This is a genomic window from Meiothermus cerbereus, from assembly GCF_051297115.1.
Classification (GTDB): domain Bacteria; phylum Deinococcota; class Deinococci; order Deinococcales; family Thermaceae; genus Meiothermus; species Meiothermus cerbereus_A.
The window spans coordinates 14,690-33,649 of the sequence record NZ_JBEVAL010000031.1 but is presented as its reverse complement, the minus strand read 5'-3'; the positions used below and the strand labels follow the sequence as shown (position 1 = coordinate 33,649).

Annotated in this window: 18 protein-coding genes and 2 tRNA genes; 9 read left to right on the top strand and 11 right to left on the bottom strand. The window is 59.7% G+C overall.

Annotated elements, in window-relative coordinates; translation table 11 throughout:
- Positions 1-173: 173 nt before the first annotated feature.
- Positions 174-638 carry a DUF302 domain-containing protein gene (locus ABWU19_RS08310; protein WP_435901241.1) on the bottom strand — a complete coding sequence of 155 codons (465 nt, stop codon included), beginning with the start codon at positions 636-638 and terminating at the stop codon, positions 174-176.
- Positions 639-795: 157 nt separating this feature from the next.
- Here ABWU19_RS08310 and rlmB point away from each other — a divergent pair, with 157 nt between their 5' ends.
- Both rlmB and ABWU19_RS08300 read left to right on the top strand, forming a co-directional pair.
- Complete coding sequence (rlmB, locus tag ABWU19_RS08305) at positions 796-1,515, top strand: 23S rRNA (guanosine(2251)-2'-O)-methyltransferase RlmB (protein WP_435901240.1); 720 nt, start codon at positions 796-798, stop codon at positions 1,513-1,515.
- A 7-nt stretch (positions 1,516-1,522) separates the two neighbouring features.
- Positions 1,523-2,422: a winged helix-turn-helix domain-containing protein gene (locus tag ABWU19_RS08300; protein WP_435901239.1), complete on the top strand. Its 900-nt coding sequence runs from the start codon at positions 1,523-1,525 to the stop codon at positions 2,420-2,422.
- On the opposite strand, the gene mltG is transcribed toward ABWU19_RS08300, so the two are convergent.
- From mltG to alaS, 3 genes are all read right to left on the bottom strand, one after another.
- Complete coding sequence (gene mltG / locus ABWU19_RS08295) at positions 2,419-3,483, bottom strand: endolytic transglycosylase MltG (protein WP_435901238.1); 1,065 nt, start codon at positions 3,481-3,483, stop codon at positions 2,419-2,421. The two genes, ABWU19_RS08300 and mltG, sit on opposite strands and share 4 nt — an antisense overlap.
- Before the next feature lie 29 nt (positions 3,484-3,512).
- Positions 3,513-3,917 (bottom strand): Holliday junction resolvase RuvX, encoded by a 405-nt coding sequence (gene ruvX, locus ABWU19_RS08290; protein WP_435901237.1) that lies wholly within the window; start codon positions 3,915-3,917, stop codon positions 3,513-3,515.
- Positions 3,918-3,981: 64 nt separating this feature from the next.
- Positions 3,982-6,630: an alanine--tRNA ligase gene (alaS, locus tag ABWU19_RS08285; protein ID WP_435901236.1), complete on the bottom strand. Its 2,649-nt coding sequence runs from the start codon at positions 6,628-6,630 to the stop codon at positions 3,982-3,984.
- 309 nt (positions 6,631-6,939) lie between these two features.
- On the opposite strand from alaS, the gene ABWU19_RS08280 reads away from it, so the two are divergent.
- On the top strand, positions 6,940-8,052 hold the full coding sequence (locus ABWU19_RS08280) for an IMP dehydrogenase (protein ID WP_435901235.1): 1,113 nt from the start codon (positions 6,940-6,942) through the stop codon (positions 8,050-8,052).
- 285 nt (positions 8,053-8,337) lie between these two features.
- Here the strand turns inward: ABWU19_RS08280 and ABWU19_RS08275 are convergent, their stop codons facing one another.
- From ABWU19_RS08275 to ABWU19_RS08260, 4 genes are all read right to left on the bottom strand, one after another.
- The gene (locus tag ABWU19_RS08275) at positions 8,338-8,811 is read right to left on the bottom strand and encodes a DinB family protein (protein ID WP_435901234.1); all 474 of its coding nucleotides are present in this window, start codon (positions 8,809-8,811) and stop codon (positions 8,338-8,340) included.
- 137 nt (positions 8,812-8,948) lie between these two features.
- Positions 8,949-9,043, bottom strand: a tRNA-Ser gene (locus tag ABWU19_RS08270).
- 82 nt (positions 9,044-9,125) lie between these two features.
- Positions 9,126-9,215, bottom strand: a tRNA-Ser gene (locus tag ABWU19_RS08265).
- A 172-nt stretch (positions 9,216-9,387) separates the two neighbouring features.
- Positions 9,388-10,605: an MFS transporter gene (locus ABWU19_RS08260; protein ID WP_435901233.1), complete on the bottom strand. Its 1,218-nt coding sequence runs from the start codon at positions 10,603-10,605 to the stop codon at positions 9,388-9,390.
- Between the two features lie 119 nt (positions 10,606-10,724).
- Between ABWU19_RS08260 and rlmN the strand changes: the two genes are divergently transcribed.
- Together rlmN and ABWU19_RS08250 are read left to right on the top strand one after the other, a co-directional pair.
- Positions 10,725-11,780: a 23S rRNA (adenine(2503)-C(2))-methyltransferase RlmN gene (gene rlmN / locus ABWU19_RS08255; RefSeq protein WP_435901232.1), complete on the top strand. Its 1,056-nt coding sequence runs from the start codon at positions 10,725-10,727 to the stop codon at positions 11,778-11,780.
- 213 nt (positions 11,781-11,993) lie between these two features.
- Positions 11,994-12,485, top strand: coding sequence for an FKBP-type peptidyl-prolyl cis-trans isomerase (locus ABWU19_RS08250; RefSeq protein WP_435901231.1), 492 nt, complete (start codon positions 11,994-11,996; stop codon positions 12,483-12,485).
- A gap of 62 nt (positions 12,486-12,547) precedes the next feature.
- Here ABWU19_RS08250 and ABWU19_RS08245 read toward each other — a convergent pair whose 3' ends face one another.
- Positions 12,548-13,195, bottom strand: a complete 648-nt coding sequence (locus tag ABWU19_RS08245) for a hypothetical protein (protein ID WP_435901230.1) — start codon at positions 13,193-13,195, stop codon at positions 12,548-12,550.
- Between the two features lie 380 nt (positions 13,196-13,575).
- Between ABWU19_RS08245 and rapZ the strand changes: the two genes are divergently transcribed.
- From rapZ to ABWU19_RS08225, 4 genes are all read left to right on the top strand, one after another.
- Positions 13,576-14,406, top strand: a complete 831-nt coding sequence (rapZ, locus tag ABWU19_RS08240; protein WP_435901229.1) for an RNase adapter RapZ — start codon at positions 13,576-13,578, stop codon at positions 14,404-14,406.
- Positions 14,407-14,421: 15 nt separating this feature from the next.
- Positions 14,422-15,747 (top strand): gluconeogenesis factor YvcK family protein, encoded by a 1,326-nt coding sequence (locus ABWU19_RS08235; RefSeq protein WP_435901228.1) that lies wholly within the window; start codon positions 14,422-14,424, stop codon positions 15,745-15,747.
- A gap of 122 nt (positions 15,748-15,869) precedes the next feature.
- Positions 15,870-16,556, top strand: a complete 687-nt coding sequence (locus ABWU19_RS08230; RefSeq protein ID WP_435901227.1) for a glucodextranase DOMON-like domain-containing protein — start codon at positions 15,870-15,872, stop codon at positions 16,554-16,556.
- A 148-nt stretch (positions 16,557-16,704) separates the two neighbouring features.
- Positions 16,705-17,067 (top strand): phage holin family protein, encoded by a 363-nt coding sequence (locus ABWU19_RS08225; RefSeq protein ID WP_435901226.1) that lies wholly within the window; start codon positions 16,705-16,707, stop codon positions 17,065-17,067.
- Positions 17,068-17,168: 101 nt separating this feature from the next.
- On the opposite strand, the gene ABWU19_RS08220 is transcribed toward ABWU19_RS08225, so the two are convergent.
- Together ABWU19_RS08220 and ABWU19_RS08215 are read right to left on the bottom strand one after the other, a co-directional pair.
- Positions 17,169-17,606: a CBS domain-containing protein gene (locus ABWU19_RS08220; RefSeq protein WP_435901225.1), complete on the bottom strand. Its 438-nt coding sequence runs from the start codon at positions 17,604-17,606 to the stop codon at positions 17,169-17,171.
- Between the two features lie 109 nt (positions 17,607-17,715).
- Positions 17,716-18,870 carry an MFS transporter gene (locus ABWU19_RS08215; protein WP_435901224.1) on the bottom strand — a complete coding sequence of 385 codons (1,155 nt, stop codon included), beginning with the start codon at positions 18,868-18,870 and terminating at the stop codon, positions 17,716-17,718.
- Positions 18,871-18,960: the final 90 nt, after the last annotated feature.

Sequence of the window (18,960 nt, the reverse complement as noted above, 5' to 3'; positions counted from 1 at the left end):
AGACCGCCTGCTGGGGGTGGAGCGATATTACCTGCTGGAGTGAAGGGGGGTGCGGAATGTGGGATCATTCAAAGCAACCGCTCCTTTACCGTGTCTCAGGCAGAAACACCTTACAGGAGCGGCCTGCTTTTGCCTACTCGGGGTTTTGTCGTGTACTTAGCTCGGCTGCTTATTTACCTCACAACTTTGGCGATGATAGCTTCGATTTCCTGGCTCGAGGCTATCATAATATCCCCTACCTCTTTAGGCATCATGGGAGCAAAGGCAGGGGCGTTCATACGGGCAATGAACACCTTGCCGTCGGAGGTCTGGTAGATGCTTACCCGGCAGGGCATCAGGGCCGAAATCGGACGGTACTCGTCTTTGGCGAGAATGCGGGCACTGTAGCGGCCACTGCATACATCAAAAATCAGGACGGGATGCAAGGTAAATCCCTTTTCCGAGAGCACCCCCGCCATGTTGTGATAATTCAGGATGCTCCACCCTGCGGCCTTTACTTCGGCTTTGAATTGTTCTACCGTCACGGCAAAGCTTTTGTTGCTTTGGGTAACCAGGACCAGGTCGGGCTGTCTTTGGGTTTGCGCCAGAGCTACAGAGGCCAGAACCAGAACCAAAAGACCAAAAAGCATTTTTTTCATAGACGTTCCTCCTTGGGTATATCCTACCCCGGTAGGGTATTCTATTGATTGATACTATTTTATGTCAACAGGACTATATTTTTATTTTGCAAAGAGTATATATCCCCCAGATTCCCGACATCTACGCATCTCGGTTTGAATCGACTAGACTCTATCTATGCTGATTTACGGGCGCAACCCGGTTCTGGAAGCCCTGCGCGAGGGCCAGGCGGGGCAGGTTTGGGTCGCCAAGGGTGTGGAAGCCTGGCTCTTAAAGGAACTCGATAAGCTGGGGGCCACGTACAAGCTCGTGCCGCGCATCGAGCTCGACCAGATGGTGCGAACCACCCAGCACCAGGGGCTGGTGGCCGAAATTGAAGAGGCCAGCTATTCCGACCCCGAGGCGCCTTTTCGCCTGGCGCAAAAGCGCGGCGAGCAGGTCTTGCTGGTGGTGCTGGACGGCATCACCGACCCACGCAACTACGGCGCCCTCATCCGCAGCGCCTTTGCCCTGGGCGCACACGGGGTGGTGAGCGAGGAACGCCGCAGCGCACCCTTGTCGGCCCTGGTGCTCAAAGCCTCGGCAGGTACGGCCAGCAAAATCCCCCTGGTGCAGGTCAAGAACATTGCCCGCTACCTCGAGCAGCTCAAGCAAAAGGGGGTCTGGGTCTATGGAACCAGCGGCAAGGCCAGCAAGACCATTGACCAGCTCGACTACCTGCGCCCGCTGGCGATTGTGATCGGCTCCGAGGGCGAGGGCATGCGCCGCCTGGTGGCCGAGCACTGCGACGAACTGGCCAAGATTCCCCTGGCCCAAGGGGCCGAGAGCCTGAACGCCGCGGTGGCGCTGGGGGTGGTGTTGTATCAGGTAGGGCTTTCCCGCAGGGCCGTACAATAGGAGCGAAATGCCAATACCAAATTACCAGCGATTCATGTACCCATTGCTTGAGATGGCCGCCGACGGTGAGGCGCACTCGATGGATGAAGCCTACGAGGTGCTTGCCGAGAAGTTCAACCTGACCGAAGAGGATCGGGCCGAATTGCTGCCTAGCGGTAGGCAAAGTAGGTACGAGAACCGCGTCGGATGGGCCAGAACCTACTTGACGAAAGCAGGCTTGCTGGAGTCTCCAGGCCGAGGACAATTCAAGATCACCCCGCGAGGACTTGATGTCTTGAAATCCGGCATTACTGATATAGATAAAAACTACTTGTATCAGTTCCCGGAATTCGTGGAATTCCGTAGAAGAGACCGTGGCAACGCCGAAAGCGAAGTCATAGGGGATGCCGGGAAAACTCCAGACGAACAGCTAGAACTCCTTTACCTTGAATTGGAAAAACAGCTTGCCCATGAATTGCTGGAGCGTATCAAGCAGTGCCCACCTGCCTTCTTTGAGCGCCTGGTCATTCAGCTGCTCGTCGCTATGGGCTACGGGGGCTCGGTAAGCGATGCAGGCAAGGCTGTGGGACGGAGCGGCGATGATGGTATAGACGGCATCATCAAGCAGGACAGGCTTGGCCTGAGTAACATCTACATACAAGCCAAACGCTGGAACAACACGGTTCCAAGTGAGGTGGTTCGTACCTTTGCCGGAAGTCTTGCACTCAAAAAGGCCAGCCGTGGCGTCATCATTACCACATCCGATTTTTCTAAGGGTGCAATCGAGACCGCAGAACGGCTTGGAAATATTGTTTTGATTGATGGAGAAACCCTAGCCCAATACATGATTGAGTACAACGTAGGCGTTACTGTAGCTGCGCGCTACGAGATCAAGCGTATTGATCGAGACTTCTTTGAGGAGATTTAGCGATAGTACCGCGCCGTATCGCGCAGGTGTCCTTCAAAGTCTACATTCAAAAACAAACGGCCCTGGGCGTGCAAAAAGTACAGATATTTTTGGCCTTTTTCGTTGGTGCGGATGGGGTTGAGCACGGCCCGCAGGGCTTCACTGCCGGGGTTGCCGATGGCCCCGGGGGGCAGGCCGCGGCGGGTGTAGGTGTTGTAGGGGGTGTCTTTTTCGAAGTCGCCCGCCCTGCGATCGAGTTCGGGCAGGCGCTTGCCCAGGCCGTAGGCCACGGTGGGATCGGCCTGGAGGGGCATCCCGATTTCTAGACGGTTCAGGAAAACCCCTGCAATCACCGGCTTTTCGCTGGAATCGGCGGCTTCGGCTTGCACGATGGAGGCCAGCGTAACCCAGTCGTGGATGCTCCCAAGGCCCAGTTCGCGCAGACGGGCCTGGGCCGCTGGGGCAAACTCCTGCTGCATGCGGCGGGTCATGGTGCGGATCACATCCTCGGCGGTGTAGTCGAGGGGGAATTCGTAGGTGGCGGGGAAAAGGTAGCCCTCGAGGGTGGGCCCCCTGGCCTCGGCAGGGCGCAGCTCGGGAGGAGGGTTATTGGCGAGCTCGAGGAATTTAGGCCCGTCCAGGTTGTTTTCGCTCAGGCGCTGGGCCATGTCCACCGCCCGCCAACCCTCTGGAAAAGTAATCCGTACCGTAAGTGGGCGCGACTCGTCGGTAATGGCCAGGGCGATGGCCCGCAGACCCTTGCCCTCGAGCTTGTAGTAGCCGGGCCTGAGTTCTTTGTCCTGGCCGGAGAAGCGCAGATAAAGGGCAAACATATAGCCCGAGCGCACCAGCCCGGCCTGCTCGAGAGCACGCCCCACCGCTGCAGCCCCGCTGCCCTTAGGAATACGAACCTCGGCGGTGGTGCCGGTAGGCCCCAAAAGGTAAAGAGCATAGCCCAGCACGACCGCCACCAGGGCAAACATAAACAGCACCCCCCGCAGAATCCAGCGGGTGGGCGATTTGTTTTGTTCCTGGGAGACCTCAGGGGTAACGCTCGTGGTGGGCTTGTCGGAATTATCCATGCTTGGGGCTCCAAAAAAGGCTATTGGGGTTATGTACGGGCCAAATAGGACTCCAGCAAGGCAATGGCCGCCGCCTCGTCTAGCTTACCCTTCTCCTGTCGAACGCGCTTGGGGGCATTTTTGAGACGGTTTTGCCCCAGCTTGGTGGTATAGCGCTCGTCCAGTAGCTCGAGTTCCAAGCCCCGGTTGCGCATGGCTTCTACCAGCGCCATCACCTGCTCGGCCTGGGCGCTGGGCTTACCATCGGTGCGCAGGGGCAGCCCTACCACAAAGCGCTGGGCCCCTTCCCGCTGGGCCAGGGCCGCCAGGGCTTCCAGGTCGGTCTCGAGGCTCTTGCGCACCAGGTAGCCCCGGCCAAATGCCCAGGGGGAACCCGTCTCCCCCACCGCCAGGCCAATGCGGGCCTCTCCTACGTCCAGCGCGATTACCTTCATCGGCTCTATTATTTCCGCTGGCTGACAGAAGCAAATGAGGCCAGGATACCCATCCCGCAGCAGGCTAACCCAAGGCCTGCTCGAGCGCCCCAAAAGCCTTATCCAGATCGAAGCCACCCCCCTGGGCCAGCACCCCTTTGCCACCACCACGCCCACCCGCGGTAGCCGAGAGCTTCTTCATCACCACACCGGCATCCAGCCCTTTATCCTGGGCGGCCTTGCTCACTTTGATGACCAGGCTCTGCCCCGAGCCTACCGCCACCAGGTCGGCCTGATGCCTGTCCAGAAGCTCATCCGCCGCACCCCGCAAGGCCAAAGCCTCGAGGCCCTCGAGCTTCACCGCCAGGTACTTGTAGCCGCCCGCCTCCTTAAGCGCTACCGCCGCAGTACCTCCCAGCTGGGCTCGAGCCAGCTCGAGCTTCAGTTTTTCAACTTCCTTTTCACGGGCCTTGAGTTCGTCCTGTAGCTTGTTCACCCGCTCCCGCAGATGTTCGGGGGAAGTCCCCAGCTCACGGGCCAGGCCACCCACCCGATCCAGCATCTCGCGCACGTACTGGGTAGCGCCCGTTCCGGTCAGGGCCTCGATCCGCCGCACCCCCGCCGCCACCGACTCCTCGGCCACAATCACCAGGGCCCCAATCTCGCCGGTGCGCCGCACGTGGCAGCCACCGCAAAGCTCCTTGGAGCTCACGTTGTCCACCGCACCCTCCACGCTCACCACCCGCACCACGTCGCCGTATTTTTCGCCAAAAAGGGCCATGGCCCCTTCCTTGCGGGCTTCTTCCAGGGGCTTGTAGGCGTAGCTCACCGGGAAGTCGGCCTGAATCCAACGGTTCACCAGCAGCTCGACCCGGGCCAGGTCTTTGGGTGAGATCGGCTCAAACTGGCTGAAGTCGAAGCGCAGCCGATCCGGCCCCACGTAGCTGCCCCGCTGCTGCACATGGGGGCCCAGCACAGCCCGCAGCGCGGCGTGCAGCAGGTGGGTGGCGGTGTGGTTTTTCTCGGTGTCGCGGCGGTGGGCATCCACCAAAGCCTGCACCACCGTGCCGGCCTTAAGGGTGCCCTCTTCCACCCGCGCCATATGCAAAAAGATGCCATCGGGGTTTTTCTGGGTGGTCGAAACCCTGGCCCAGCCACCCTCCCACTCCAGCACGCCCGCATCCCCCACCTGCCCGCCCCCCTCGGCATAAAAGGGGGTCTTGTCCAGCACCACCTGCACCTCGGTGCCGGCGGGCACTTCTTCCAGGGTTTGCTCGCCCACCAGCAGCAGCTTGACTTGAGCTGTGGCCTCGAGGCTCTCGTAGCCCACGAACTTGGTTCCCCCGTAATCGGCGGCCAGCGCCGCGAGGGCCTCGTTGGACTTCTTAAAGAGCTCTTTGCTGAACGCGGCGGCAGCTCGAGCCCGCTCCTGCTGTTCTTCCAGGGCCTTCTCGAAGCCTTCGGTGTCCACCTGAATCCCGTGCTCAGCAGCGATTTCGATGGTCAGATCGAGCGGGAAACCGTAGGTATCGTAAAGGGTAAAGGCATCCCGGCCCGAAAGGATGTCGCCTGGCCCCAGGTTGGCCAGCATAGCGTCCAGGCGCTTGATGCCGCTCTCGAGCGTGCGTAAAAACTGCTCCTCTTCAATTTTGATCTGCTTTTGCACGCTCTCGAGGTTCTCCTTTAGCTCCGGGTACACCCCGCCCATCACCCCGGCCACCACCTCGGCCAGTTTGTACATGAAGGGCTCGCGCAGGCCCAGCAGGTAGCCAAAGCGCACCGCCCGGCGCAGCAGACGACGCACCACATAGCCCCGCCCGGTGTTGGAGAAGTGGGCCCCATCGGAGAGGATGAAGACCACAGCCCGGGCGTGTTCAGAAATCACCCGGTGCGCCACCGAGGAGGGGCCTTCGTAGCTGACGCCAGTAAGCTCCACGATTTTGGCAATCAGGGGCTGGAACTCGTCGGTCTCGTAGAAGTCGGTCACACCCTGCAAGACCATCGCCACCCGGGCCAGACCCATGCCGGTGTCGATGTTGGGTTTGGGCAGGGGCTCCAAGACACCGCCGTCTTTGCGGTCGTACTGGGGAAAAACCAGATTCCACAGCTCCACAAAGCGGTTGGATTCGCGGGTCTGGTAATAGTCGGCCCAGGTGTCGCTGCCAAAGGCTGGCCCCCGGTCGTAGTAAATCTCGCTGCATGGCCCGCAAGGCCCGTTGGGGCCTTTGGTGGGGGCGTTTTGCGGCCAGAAGTTCTCGTCGGCATCGAAGCGGTGGATTTTTTCGGGGGGTACGCCCACCCGCGTCCAGTGCTCAAAGGCTTCGTCGTCGTCTTTGTAGATGGTCACATAAATGCGTTCGGGGTCTAAGCCCAGCCACTCAGGGCGGGTCAGGAACTCCCAGGCCCACTCGATGGCCTCCTTTTTGAAGTAGTCGCCGAAGCTGAAGTTGCCCAGCATCTCGAAAACAGTCTGGTGGCGGTTGGTGCGGCCCACGTTCTCGATGTCGCCGGTACGCACGCTCTTCTGACAGGTGGTCACCCGGTACCATTCGCCCTCATGGCCGGGGAAAACCGGCTTCTTGCCCAAAAAGTAGGGCTTGAGGGGGGTCATGCCTGCGTTGATGAAGAGCAGGGTGGGGTCGTCCTGGGGCACCACGCTAAAGCTCGGCAGGCGCAGATGCCCCTTGGACTCGAAGAATTGGAGAAATTTTTCGCGGATTTCAGCGGTTTTCATCGTGGCCTCTCAAACCAACCCAGCATAAAAAAAGATTCTCCGCCAGGCAAACCCTACCGACCTCTTGCAAAGTGAAGAGATCCGGTTAAAGGGTAGCTCGAGCAGAGTAAAGGGGTTTCATCGCTTCGATTGCGTCTTCGCGCTCGCTGGCAGGCGCGCACCTGCGGCCTCGAGCAGAGAATTGCATCTGGATTTGAATATACAGAGCGCTTATGCGTTTGTAAAGCCAGGCCAACAGCATATGGACCCAAACCTGGCCGCACCACGGCTAGTAGACCCCCTACCCGCCCTTTAGTACAATTTTGCCTTGTGAACTACGGAATTTTTGATGTCATTGCCCAGGAAGCCCTGGAAAAAGCCCAGGCCGATCTGGCCCGCTACCCCTATGAGCGTTTCGAAACCTACTACACTTTTGCCGACAAAACCATCATCCCCACCTTCCTGACCCAGCCGGTCTCGCGCAGCCAGGTCAATACGCGGCAGTTGTTCTATACCAGCAGAGGCACGCTGGAGCTGTTTCCCGCCTTTGGGGCCTCCATGAGCATGATGCGCAGCCGCTTTGCCCGCGACGTGTGGGACGGGGGGAATGGGGGGGTGCACATTTTGCCCAGGGTGGGCCTTTCCGACGAGGAGCGCATCCGGGATGTGCAGGCCAGCGCCCCGGCCCTGGTGGGGGCCGCTTTGGGCACCAATGAGAAAGAAGAGTTTCTGGCCGAGCTCTTCGCCCAGCCCAACCTGGCTTTCGCCTCGATTGACATTGCCCACGGGGCCAACGCAGCGGTACTGCCGGTGCTGGCCAAGATTCGCGGGCTGGGCATCGACAGCGGGGTCATCCTGGGCAACGTGGGCTCCATCGAGGGCTTTGCCTACGCCTACTGGCTGATGAAGCTCTCGGGCTTCCGCCACTTCCTCCTCAAGGTGGGGGTGGGGCCAGGGTCGGTCTGCACCACCCGCATCAACACAGGGGTGGGGGTGGGCCAGTTGTCGCTTTTGGAAGAAATTCGCCGTTTTCAGTCGGTGGTGGGTTACGCCGACGTACAGATCATCTCCGATGGCGGGGTCAACAGCTCAGGCGACTTTGTGAAGGCCCTGGCCTACAGCGAGGGGGTGATGATGGGCAAGTTTTTTGCCTCCGGCAGCTTCGAGGACGAGGTCTTGATCAAAAAAGACGGGCAGCTCGAGGGCGTCCTGCTTTATGGCATGGCCTCCATGCTGGTTACGGAGAAGCGCAACTTCATCGAGGGTTCCTCGCAGACCCTGCGGGCCTTCCACCACACCGCCCAGGAGGCCATCGCCCGCCTGCGCGAGGGTTTGCAAAGCGCCATGACCTACGTCAATGCCACCAACCTGACCGAGTTCAGGGGCAATGTGCGCTTCGCCAAAAACTCCGCGGCGGCCATTACCGAGGCGGGGGTGCACTAGCGCAAGGGCCTGTGCTACCCGGCATTTCCAGGCCGTAGATCTCCAGGAAGCGCCAAATTCGAAGCTCGAGCGTGGGCAGCGGAGCAACCTCGCCACACACCCAGTCCGGAGTATAGCTACGGCAAACCTGCGGGCGCGCCACGTATATCTCGCACTGACAATCGGCGTTGAGATGGACGCAGGGCATAGCCAGCGGCTTGTGCAGGGCCGAAATATCGGGTGCGGCACAGCAGGCTCCGCACAGGGTGCAGCTCTGCTGCCAAAACGTGGATGGGTAAATCGAGTTCATCGAGCTCTTTGCAGCACCTCGCGGATGCGCCAGAAGGCCAGGTAGAGGTGGTGGGCTTCGTGCACCAGGAAGAGCTCGAGCCACGCCTTTAGCGGCATCGGCCCTGCTGCGCTGTGAATGCCGATGCGCTCGAGCTCGGCCTCGCTCAAAGCCGCTACCTGCTGGTTGAGCTGGGCCCGAAGCTCTTTGAGCTCGGCCAGCACATCCTGGGGGGAACGCTCCACCAGCAGCAAAAAGGCCGGTTCGGTATCGGGCTTTAGCCGCTCGATTAAGGGGGCCTCTTCCTGCAGGATGCGGGCCATACGGTCCTGGGTAACCAGGGTGAAGTGGGCCAGGTGGGCAAAGTTCTCGTGGGCCGACCATTTATCGGGCAGGCTGCGCAGGCGCAGTTGCTCGGGGGTGGCCTTGCCCAGAATTTGAGGCAGGCCGGCCAGCGACAGCTCAAAACGGGTCAACAAAGCGCTTTTCATGTTCCCTTAGCTTATGCCAGGATGGCCCAATTGGTGTAGAGCATCTGCCGAGGTGTTCGGAACCTCGAGAAGTCCTGGCCTCGAGGCGACCAATGCAAAAGCCGGGGATCAACGTCCCCGACCCTTGCGTTTTAGTTTGGCGGAGGAGGGGGGATTCGAACCCCCGATAGGGACTTTCGTTCCCTATAACGGTTTAGCAAACCGCCGCCTTCAGCCACTCGGCCACCCCTCCATCCCAACTTTTCGGTCTTGGGGGATCGCCCCCTAAACCGCAAACGATACTCTAGCACAAAACCCGGCATTTGAACCAGCCTTGGCGGAGGGAGAGGGATTCGAACCCCCGGTAGACTTACGCCTACAACGGTTTTCAAGACCGCCGCTTTCAACCACTCAGCCATCCCTCCAGGCCCGGCGCATACCTACTATGGGCAAGCACCCCTGACATGTCAAGTACCGCGCTTCACGCTTTTTTTGCCGCTGCACGAGAACAAGAATATAGGAGCATTCGAGTTTCCCGGCAGCAAATATGCCTGTAGAGCCCTTTTCGGGGTTGTGCCATTCTCTCTGAAGACCGCTCTATCGCACCGAGCGAATCTGTCGAACCAAAACGGTTCCCAGCACAAAACACACCGCCGCAATCAAAAACAGTACCGTGTAGCCCAGCCCAGGGCTCTGGCGGTTGAACACATCGAGCATGGCCCCAAAACTCCCTGCCAGAACCTGCGGCAGCACAATGGAGGTCTGCCAGATACCCATATCGGTGGCGTGGGCCTGGGGGTTGGGCAGCACATCCGAGACCAGGGCCCAGTCCACCGCCAGGTAGGCCCCGTACAGCAGCCCGAACACCAGCGCCAGCACAATCAGCACGTCGTAGCGGGGCAGCAGCAAAATCGGCAGCATCAGCACCGCCAGCCCCACCCCCGCAACATAGATGATGGGTTTGCGGCCATGCTGATCGGACAAACGCCCTGCTGGCACGGCAGAAGCAGCAGCGCCAAGGGAAATTAGCAACCCCAGCAGGGCTACCGCCTGGAAGGCCTCGGTAGCCAGGGTCTGGCCGAAAGCCTGGAAGGTCCCTACCACATCGGCCAGGTAGTACTGCAAATAGGTCTGCACCACGTACTGCGCCAGCATTACCAGAAAGCGCGTGAACCAGACCCAGCGAAAGTCGGCGCTGCGCCAGGGGGCCAGCATGCTCTCCCAAAGCCCCCGCCGCTGCGGTTTCAGGCCCGGCACCTCGCGGATCAGGCTCAGAACCATCCCGGCTGCGATCAGATTGAGCAAGGCAATCAGCAGGAACTGCCACTGCAGGTTGGCCAGCAAAAAGCCCACCGCACCGGCCGCCACCTGGCCGCCCACCTGGAGCGTACCCAGCCAGCCCGAGGCCACCCCGCGCTCGCGCCGGGCGGTAAGGTCGGGGATCAGGGCCGAATATGGGCCGGTTGCCATATCGTCGGCCATCTGAAGCAGCAAATAGGCCACCACCAGCTGCCAGTAACTGCCCGCATAGGCCATCCAGACCAGCGAGCCCGCCGTCAAGATAGTTCCCAGTGCCAAAAAAGGCATGCGGCGGCCTGCCCGGTCGGAGATGTAGCCCCAGACCGGCGGCCCGATCAAAGCCATCACTGCACCCAGGGCAAAAAGCAGCCCCAGGCGGGTGGCCCGCTCGGGTTCGGGTACCAGCTCGGCCACTCGAGCCGGCAACAATACCAGCAAAATCAAAAACCACTTGAAGCTACTTGCAAACCAATAGGAAGAAAGCACCAAGTACCAGGGGTTGGTGTGGGCGCGCATTTGTACCAGTATACGGGCGGCAGACAAGAAGGCCGCCAGGCAGGTCGGCGCGGCGGAGGTGGGTAAAACCTTGAGCCGCCCACCATTTGAAGTAGCGCTGCAGGCTATACTGAAGCGTTATGGCTTTGCCACAAGACAAAACCCCGCTGCTCTCGTTGCCCATCGAACAACTCCCGGGCGAGGGCTACCGTCGGGGACAGCTCGCCACCTGGCTCTACGCCAAGGGGGCCAGGCAGTGGGAGGAGATGACCGACCTGCCCAAGGCCCTGCGGGCCGAGTGGGCCGCGCAGTATCGCATCTCAGAGTTTGCCCAGGTCGCACCTTATCCAAGCCAGGACGGCTCGGTGAAGTATCTTTTTACCCTGCTGGACGGCCAGAAGACCGAAGCCGTGTACATGCCCTACCTGAACCGCAAGACCATTTGTATTTCCAGTATGGTGGGCTGCCCGGCGGGCTGTACTTTCTGCGCAACCGGCAGGATGGGCTTTGGGCGCAACCTCACGGCCGCCGAGATCCTGGATCAGATTTTGTTTGCCGCCCACCACCAGGGCCACGCCCCCCGCGAGATCCGCAACGTGGTGCTGATGGGCATGGGCGAGCCGCTTTTGAATGTGGACAACGTGTTTGCAGCCCTGAAGCGGATGCTGCACCCCCAGGGGCTGGCCATGAGCCCCCGCCGCATTACCCTCTCGACGGTGGGGATTCCCAGGGGCATCTACAAAATGGCCGAGTCGGAGCTGGAGGTGCGCCTGGCCCTCTCGCTGCACGCCCCCGACGACGAAACCCGCCAGCAGATTATCCCCACCGCCCACCGCTACCGCATTGCCGAAATTATGGAAGCCGTGCGCCACTACTACACCCAGACCAAGCGCCGCATCACCCTGGAATACACCATGCTCAAGGGTGTTAACGACCACGAGTGGCAGGCCCGCGCCCTGGCTGGGCTCTTCAAGGGCATCAGCGCCCACATGAACCTGATTCCCTGGAACCCCTGGGAGGGGGCTCCTCACCAGGGCAGCCCCAAGGCACAAATCCTGAGGTTTGCGGCCATTTTGGAGCAACAGGGCATCCCCACCTCGGTGCGCTGGAGCCGGGGGCGTGATGTGGGCGCTGCCTGCGGGCAGCTCGCGCTCAAGCAACCCGACCAGCCCCAGGTTCAACTTTCTAAGCCGTAAGCGGTGATGGTGGAAACACCCCTATTTTTGCCGCTACGCGAAAAATGAGAAAGCCACCGTGTGCAGGCCCCTGTTACACACCCAGGCGTGGCCCACAAGTGGTTGAGGCTCGAGTTTTCCAGCAGCAAAAACCCAGCACAGTCTTTCCCACACGGTTACTTGCGAAAACCACTCTAACGCCTTTCACGCAAAACCCATACAATGGGCGGCGGTATGAACCGAAACCTCGCATTTATTGTGGTGGCCGTGCTGGCTTTGCTGGGCCTTGGAGCCTACTTCTTCCTGGGACAACGTTCTGGCAGTCAGGCCCAGGTGGGCAGCGGTACGCTTTGCACCAACCAGCCCCCCGCCGCGACTGGCCTCACCAACGAAGGCGTTACTGCCCTTCGCATCGAAGACCTTAAGGAAGGCAGCGGCCCCCAGGCCATTACCTCCAACACCGTGCGGGTGCAGTACATCGGACGCCTGGTCGATGGCAAGCAGTTCGACACCTCCTGCCAGCCAGGCCGCTCCCCCTTCGAGTTCACCCTGGGCGCAGGGCAGGTGATTCCCGGCTGGGAGTCGGGCATCGTGGGCATGCGCGTCGGCGGCCAGCGCCGCCTGATTATCCCGGCCAACCTGGCCTATGGCGAGCGCAGCCCCAGCCCCGACATCCCCCCCAACTCGGCGCTGATATTTGACGTGGAGTTGCTGGAGATCAGGTAGTTATAGCCACAACTCCCGGGCTCAATACACGAGCCCGGGAGTTCTAGAGTTCTATCTAAATGTCACTTGAATAGCTGTCTGAGTTCACCCTGTCCATGCGCTTTTATTCCTAAGGACGCCAATTTTTCAGCAATGGATTGAGCGTCTTTTTGAATATTGGAAGAGTGTAGTTCCCATACACGACTTTGGGAGGCAAGGTCTGACATAGGCAAGCTTCCCGTAACTCGACTATAGGTAGGGCTATCATCCCTCTGAACAAGAGCAATAGCTACATCAATATAGACCCCATTACTACCATAAACCCGCCCCATCCCTGAAAAAACCTTTCTACCAGAAGAATTAGTGCCCATAAAGCCATCGCTATCAATACCTGCCATCAAAACCTGGCTTGTGGAACCCACACTAAAACCCATATCAAGGGGAGTAATTATAGGCCCCATTAAGGCCATTCCAGCCGGTCTTATGGAAATCCCGTCGATGTCATACCAGCCACCTGCAACCTTCTTGCCATACTGCGGACTCGAGGTATTGCTGTTGATAACCTCTATGCTAAATGAGGCTATTCCCGTAACGTAGTCGTTGGGATTATTCGCATTGACTGCAGCCCAGTCCCAGTCTCCTTGATATAGGCTTTTTGGAGTTGAGCTAGGGCTTGTGCATGCTGATAACGCAACCAAAACAAATAAAAGAATGCCGTGGAGTTTTCTCATAGATTTAACTTAACACACAATCAGTTCGAAAAAAAAGTCAATTTGTACTTCGCAGCCATTAATTATTCTGTGACAAAACGTTACTTGAACTCATTGCCATGGCTTTCATAAAGCCAAGTTTTAACCATTTATGCCGTATCTTACAGCTTCATCATGAGGCAAACCTCATGCCCCAACAGTAGAAGGGGTATACTGAGAGCGTGGGTTTGCCGAGTTTCGTCGCAAAATTTTCATTTCAACGACCTCAAGCATCAAGTCCAAGTAGTCTGGTGCGTTGGGGATGACATAATGAAGTGCTTAGGCCCGCTCTTAGACCACTATGGAGATTGAATAGCTCCCAGAAAATAGGCTACAGGAGCACCGGGAACGTGGTGAAGCCAATGCGGTTCGTGGTATTGAGTGGACAAAGCGGCGCAGGCCTGACCTCGGCCCGGATGGCCCTGGAAGACCTGGGCTATTTTTCGGTAGACAACATTCCGCCCCCGCTATGGGCCGACCTGCTCAAAACCGTGGAAGCCCAGAACATCCACAAGGTGGTGGTGGTGGTCGACATCCGAGCCCGCAATCTGTTGAGCGAGGTGGAGCGGGTGCTCAGCGAGCTCAAGCCCTTTATCATCTTCCTGGAAGCCAAATCGGACATCCTGCTCAAGCGTTACAACCTGTCGCGCCGCCTCCACCCGCTGGGTATGGGCAACCTGCTGCGCGAAATCGAAGAAGAACGCCTGGCCCTGGCCCCCCTGCGCGACCGCGCCGACCTGGTGATTGACACCTCCGAGCGCACCCCACGCCAGCTCAAGGAGGCCCTCGAGGCAGCCCTGGGTGAAGAGGAGAGCTTCCTGCTACGCATCTTTTCCTTTGGCTTTAAGTGGGGGCCGCCACAGGATGCCGATCTGGTATTGGATGTGCGCTCACTTCCCAACCCCCACTACGACCCTGTGCTCAAAGCACGCCCCGGCACCGACCCCGAGGTAGCCACATATGTGTTCGCCGACAAAAAAAACGAACCCCTCTACCGTACTTTGCTTGCCACCATTGGGCTTTCGGCAGAAGGCGCCCGCCAGACCGGACGTGCCGCGTACACGGTGGCCATCGGCTGTACCGGGGGCCAGCACCGCAGCGTAGCGGTGGCAGAGCGGCTGGCCCAGGAGCTCTCGAGCCGCTTTCGGGTGGAGCTCGAGCACCGCGACCTGGAAAAAGCCATGCATACTTGAGCAAGACCAACGAATATGATCTGGAACAAGGCCAAACGCCCCAACCTGCGGGCCATCGTCCAGAGCCTGCGAACCAACCCTGCCGATGACCGCTTCTTTAGCTCGTTGCGCTGGTTGTTGCCAGGGATGCGGGTCAAGCGGTATGCGTTTTTAGCCGCCCTGGGCATGCTGTGTATGTTCACCGGGGTGGTTCACCTCTCGTGGCATACTTCCTTCTTGCCCTGGTTCTTACAGACCACCCGCTGGGCTGGTTATTTTTCCATTCCGCTATGGGTCTCGGGGGGGCTTTGGCTGGTGGGCGGCCTGATTCTGTTCTTAACGGGTCTGCGCTGGATGAACCGCAGCATGCTCTCGGCCATCACCGACCCCAGCTCGGTTTCTAAACAGGTGTACATTCGCCGCAAGCTCGAGGGCGGCCCCCGCATTGTGGCCCTGGGCGGTGGAACAGGACTTTCGCGCGTGCTGCGCGGTCTCAAGATGGAAACCGCCAACATTACCGCGGTGGTAGCGGTCACCGATGATGGGGGCTCTACCGGACGCCTGCGGGTTTCGTTTGGGGTTCCGGCGGTGGGCGACCTGGTAGACTGCCTGGCTGCTTTATCGGATGCCGAAGGACTGCCCGAGCTGATGAAGTACCGCTTCCAGCGTGGAGAAGAGCTCAAAGGCCACACCTTCGGCAACCTGATGCTGGTCTCGCTGTCCGAACTCAACCACGACTTTGCCAAGGCCATGCGTCAGGCCAACCAGATGCTGCGCCTGCAAGGAGCGGTATGGCCCGCCACCTACGAGGCGGCCCGCCTTTGGGCCGAGCGCGACGATGGCACCCGGGTACAGGGAGAGACCGCCCTGCGGGAAAAACCGGGCCGAATCCGCAAGGTGGGGCTAGCGCCGGTTGGGGTCGCAGCCATGCCCGAAGCCGCTCAGGGTCTGCAAAAAGCCGAGATGATCGTGCTGGGGCCTGGTAGCCTCTATTCCAGTGTAATTCCCAGCTTCCTGCCTAAGGGCATCCAGGTAGCCATTCAGCAGTCTCCGGCCAAGCTGGTCTACATCGTCAACATCATGAGCGAGCGGGGTGAGACCGAGGGCATGGATGCCTACGACCATTTTCATGCCATCGAGCAGCATTTGGGCCGCAGGCCCAATGTGGTGCTGGTCAACACCGCCCGCATACCCGAGGCGTTGCTGGGGCGCTACCGGGCCGAGGGCCAGACGCCGGTACGCTTCAATCCCAGGCGCTTCGAGGGCCTGGGGGTACAGCTTGTGGCCGATGACTTTTTGGAGCCCGGTTTTGCCCAACACGACCCCATTCGCCTGGTCAAAGCCCTGATAAGCCTGCGCTAATCCCCTTGATATAAGGCCCCAGACAGGGTAGGGTGTGGGCTTGTGGGTCGCTTCAGGCCCACCCATATTTCACTTACATACCTCAATGGCATTGCTGGGTATTGCAGAAAAACCCCTACGCCATGATCCCTCTACTTTTCTCCGACCCTGTAGGCGACGACTACGGCCTGGGCTACGCCTACCCCCGCGCTGCTTTATTTGCCGAGGCCGGTTTTGCCGACCTGACCGGCTTTGAGGCCCTTCACAGAGGGGAAAAAGTGGTGCTGCGGGTCAGGCTGCGCCGCTACCTTAACCCCCACAACGCCCCCCACGGTTTCTCCCTCGCGACCGTTGGCATTTACATACACACCGAACCAGGTGGCCAGGAAGAACTGCCCGGCGCCGGTTTCAAAACCCCACCAGGGCAGGGTTGGAACTGGGCCTACCTGCTTACCGGCTGGAAAGCCGAAGAGCACCGTCCCGACCGTAGTGTGCAGGCTGTGTCGGTTGCAAAAAATGGTGACTGGCTCGAGCTTTCCTCCAATCTGCCCGCGGGAGACTACGGCTACTATGTGGCTGTAGGACTTTACGACCCTTTCACCCCCTGGCACTTCCGGCCAGTGCGCCCCGGTGGTGGCACCTGGACCATCGATGGCCCGGCAGACGCCCCCGCCGCTGTGGACGTGCTCTCACCAAGCCAGGTTCGGGCCTACCAGAGTGGTATTTTGCCCCCCGTGCGGGCCATCCAGAACCGCATCCCCTGGGCTATTCTGAGCGCGGCTTTAGGGGTGCTGTTTATTCTGCTGGCCTTTCGCTTTCCGCGAAGGTGAAACCAGAAAATCGTCCAAAGCCACCGGTCGAAATCCCTGCATCACGCCTGCCCTCAAACCGGGCCCTTGCCAAAAATCGCCCCACTTCGCCCAGCACAACCCCTAAGCCGGTATTACCCCCGCAACCCAAATAGGTGTACCCTGGGCTATGCGTGATTTCCTGCTACGCTTGTTGCTTAATACCCTGGCCTTGTGGATCGTGACCCAGGTCTACGGCGGCCTCTTTTTTGCCAGGGGCAGTGGTCTGGGGGAGTATCTGGTGGCCGGGCTGATATTTGGCCTGGCCAACGCCCTGCTCAAGCCCGTGCTGCTGTTGCTTACCCTGCCTTTTAACGTTCTGACCCTGGGTTTGTTTACCCTGGTGGTCAACGCCGTGATTGTGCTGGTGGTAGCCAGCCTGACCCCCCTGGAGGTGCGCGGGTTTGGCGGCGCTTTGGTTGGGGCCATCCTGCTATCGGTCATCAGCTTTGGCCTGAACCTGCTAATTGGGCCTTCGAACCAGCGCAAATGAGCCCCGACGAAAACCCTCGACAACACTGGGGGCTAAAGCCAGCCAGTTACAGGTGCTCCTGCCAGACACCTCGAGGAGACCAAAAGCTGCGGTTTCCCAGCTCAGCGCGAACCGGTAATGTAGCTCTCCAGCTCGGCAATCATAAACTCTTGCTGGGTCATGATAGCCTTGACCACATCGCCAATGGAGACCACCCCCACCAGCTTGCCATCTTCTAATACCGGAAGGTGGCGCACGCAGTTGTTGGTCATGAGGTTCATGCAGTCGGCAACCGTGGCGTCGGGGGTAACGGTGATGAGTTCACTGGTCATGACCTCGCCCACCAGGGTGTCTTTGGAAATGCGGCCCATCAGGATGATCTTGCGGGCATAGTCGCGTTCGGAAAAGATGCCGACGAGTTGCTCGCCGTCCATCACCATCAGGGCCCCCACATCGTAGGCGGCCATGCGCTCGAGGGCCTCAAAAACCGTGGCCCCAGGTGAGATGGCGTACACCGTATTACCCTTGGCCCGAAGCAACTGCCGTACCGTGCTGGTCATAGCGAACACCTCCAAAGAGCGGGTGCGTTAAGGGGCAGACTTTCCCTTTCTCCAAAGCTCCGTGTGTATGGGTCATTGTACTTTGCCCGGCCTGCTTTTCGGAATAGGGCTACTTGTGACCCCAGGCACCTTTAGGGTGGGGCTGGGCCTCGCGCACCGCCAGGGATAGGGTCAGGGCCGGTATCAGCAACAGCCCCAGCACGCTCAAGCTCTCGAGCACCCCAAAGCGCTCGATAATAGGCCCTACCACCCCATACAGCAAGCCCGCAAACCCCCAGGTGAAGCCCATCAAAAGCCCCGAAACTGTGGCCATCTGGCTGGGTTCGTGCTCCTGGGCCATGGTGACCGCTACCGGCACACCTGCGTTCATCAAGGCCCCCGTTACCGCCAGCAAGACCACATAAAACCAGTTTTCCGGCGGAACCAGCAGCAAGGCGACGTACAGCGGAATAGCAAAAAGCATGGTACCTACCAGCACCTTGCGCCGCCCCATCCGATCCGATAAGGTGCCACCCAGAAAGGCTCCGATGGTTGCCGAAATGCTATAGATGGAAAGGGTCAGGGCCACCTGGGCATCGGAGATTCCGCGCTGGTGAAACCAGAAAGGGATGGTGGTCGAGAAGCTCATAAACACGATGCTGCGCAGGGTCGAGACCGCCCACAAGCGAGCCACATGCCCACGAAAAACCCGCTGCAAATCGGCGAACGTTGAGGGCTTGGTTTGCAGCCGGGTGGGGGGTGCCTGGCGCAGCAACAAAAAAGCAGGTATCAGGGCCAGGGGAATCAACCAGGCCAGGGCTTGTAGCCCGCCCTGGTTCACCGCGGTGAGCGAGACGATGGGGCCCAGCGAGATGCCAATATAGCCCCCCGTACCAAAAAAGCTCATCCAGAAGCCCCGCCGGGCCGGATCGGCATACTGCCCCACCAGGGCAGCGCCTGCCGAGTGAAACAGGGCCGAACCCAGCCCCGACAAGGCCAGCACGGCGCCCGCTACCCAGAGATTGGGGAAAAATCCCAGCAGGCCACCGCCCAATGCCATGAGCAACGGCCCTAATGCGGCCAAAACCCGGCGATCGTAGCGGTCGGCCACCAATCCAGCCAGCGGCTGTAAGAGGCTGCCAGTGAGGGATTGCAAGGCCACCAGAACCGACACCGCCCCATAACTCACACCAAAAGCGGTCTGGAGCTTGGGCAACAGGGGGGTCAGAAATGCGCCGAATAAGTCGTTGGTGGCATGCAGCCAGGAGAGCAAAAAAGGCAACACCCCAAGAGCATACGCTGACCAGCGGGTCAGGAAAAGCAATTTGGGAATCAAAAAGCGGGTTTCACGAAAATGCGTCTGGGCGCGCTGGCG

Excerpts from the sequence above, each read along its gene's own strand:
- ABWU19_RS08310 (WP_435901241.1), bottom strand. The coding sequence starts at position 638 with ATGAAAAAAATGCTTTTTGGTCTTTTGGTTCTGGTTCTGGCCTCTGTA.
- rlmB (WP_435901240.1), top strand. The coding sequence starts at position 796 with ATGCTGATTTACGGGCGCAACCCGGTTCTGGAAGCCCTGCGCGAGGGC.
- ABWU19_RS08300 (WP_435901239.1), top strand. The coding sequence starts at position 1,523 with ATGCCAATACCAAATTACCAGCGATTCATGTACCCATTGCTTGAGATG.
- mltG (WP_435901238.1), bottom strand. The coding sequence starts at position 3,483 with ATGGATAATTCCGACAAGCCCACCACGAGCGTTACCCCTGAGGTCTCC.
- ruvX (WP_435901237.1), bottom strand. The coding sequence starts at position 3,917 with ATGAAGGTAATCGCGCTGGACGTAGGAGAGGCCCGCATTGGCCTGGCG.
- alaS (WP_435901236.1), bottom strand. The coding sequence starts at position 6,630 with ATGAAAACCGCTGAAATCCGCGAAAAATTTCTCCAATTCTTCGAGTCC.
- ABWU19_RS08275 (WP_435901234.1), bottom strand. The coding sequence starts at position 8,811 with ATGAAAAGCGCTTTGTTGACCCGTTTTGAGCTGTCGCTGGCCGGCCTG.
- ABWU19_RS08260 (WP_435901233.1), bottom strand. The coding sequence starts at position 10,605 with ATGCGCGCCCACACCAACCCCTGGTACTTGGTGCTTTCTTCCTATTGG.
- rlmN (WP_435901232.1), top strand. The coding sequence starts at position 10,725 with ATGGCTTTGCCACAAGACAAAACCCCGCTGCTCTCGTTGCCCATCGAA.
- ABWU19_RS08250 (WP_435901231.1), top strand. The coding sequence starts at position 11,994 with ATGAACCGAAACCTCGCATTTATTGTGGTGGCCGTGCTGGCTTTGCTG.
- ABWU19_RS08245 (WP_435901230.1), bottom strand. The coding sequence starts at position 13,195 with ATGAGAAAACTCCACGGCATTCTTTTATTTGTTTTGGTTGCGTTATCA.
- rapZ (WP_435901229.1), top strand. The coding sequence starts at position 13,576 with ATGCGGTTCGTGGTATTGAGTGGACAAAGCGGCGCAGGCCTGACCTCG.
- ABWU19_RS08235 (WP_435901228.1), top strand. The coding sequence starts at position 14,422 with ATGATCTGGAACAAGGCCAAACGCCCCAACCTGCGGGCCATCGTCCAG.
- ABWU19_RS08230 (WP_435901227.1), top strand. The coding sequence starts at position 15,870 with ATGATCCCTCTACTTTTCTCCGACCCTGTAGGCGACGACTACGGCCTG.
- ABWU19_RS08225 (WP_435901226.1), top strand. The coding sequence starts at position 16,705 with ATGCGTGATTTCCTGCTACGCTTGTTGCTTAATACCCTGGCCTTGTGG.
- ABWU19_RS08220 (WP_435901225.1), bottom strand. The coding sequence starts at position 17,606 with ATGACCAGCACGGTACGGCAGTTGCTTCGGGCCAAGGGTAATACGGTG.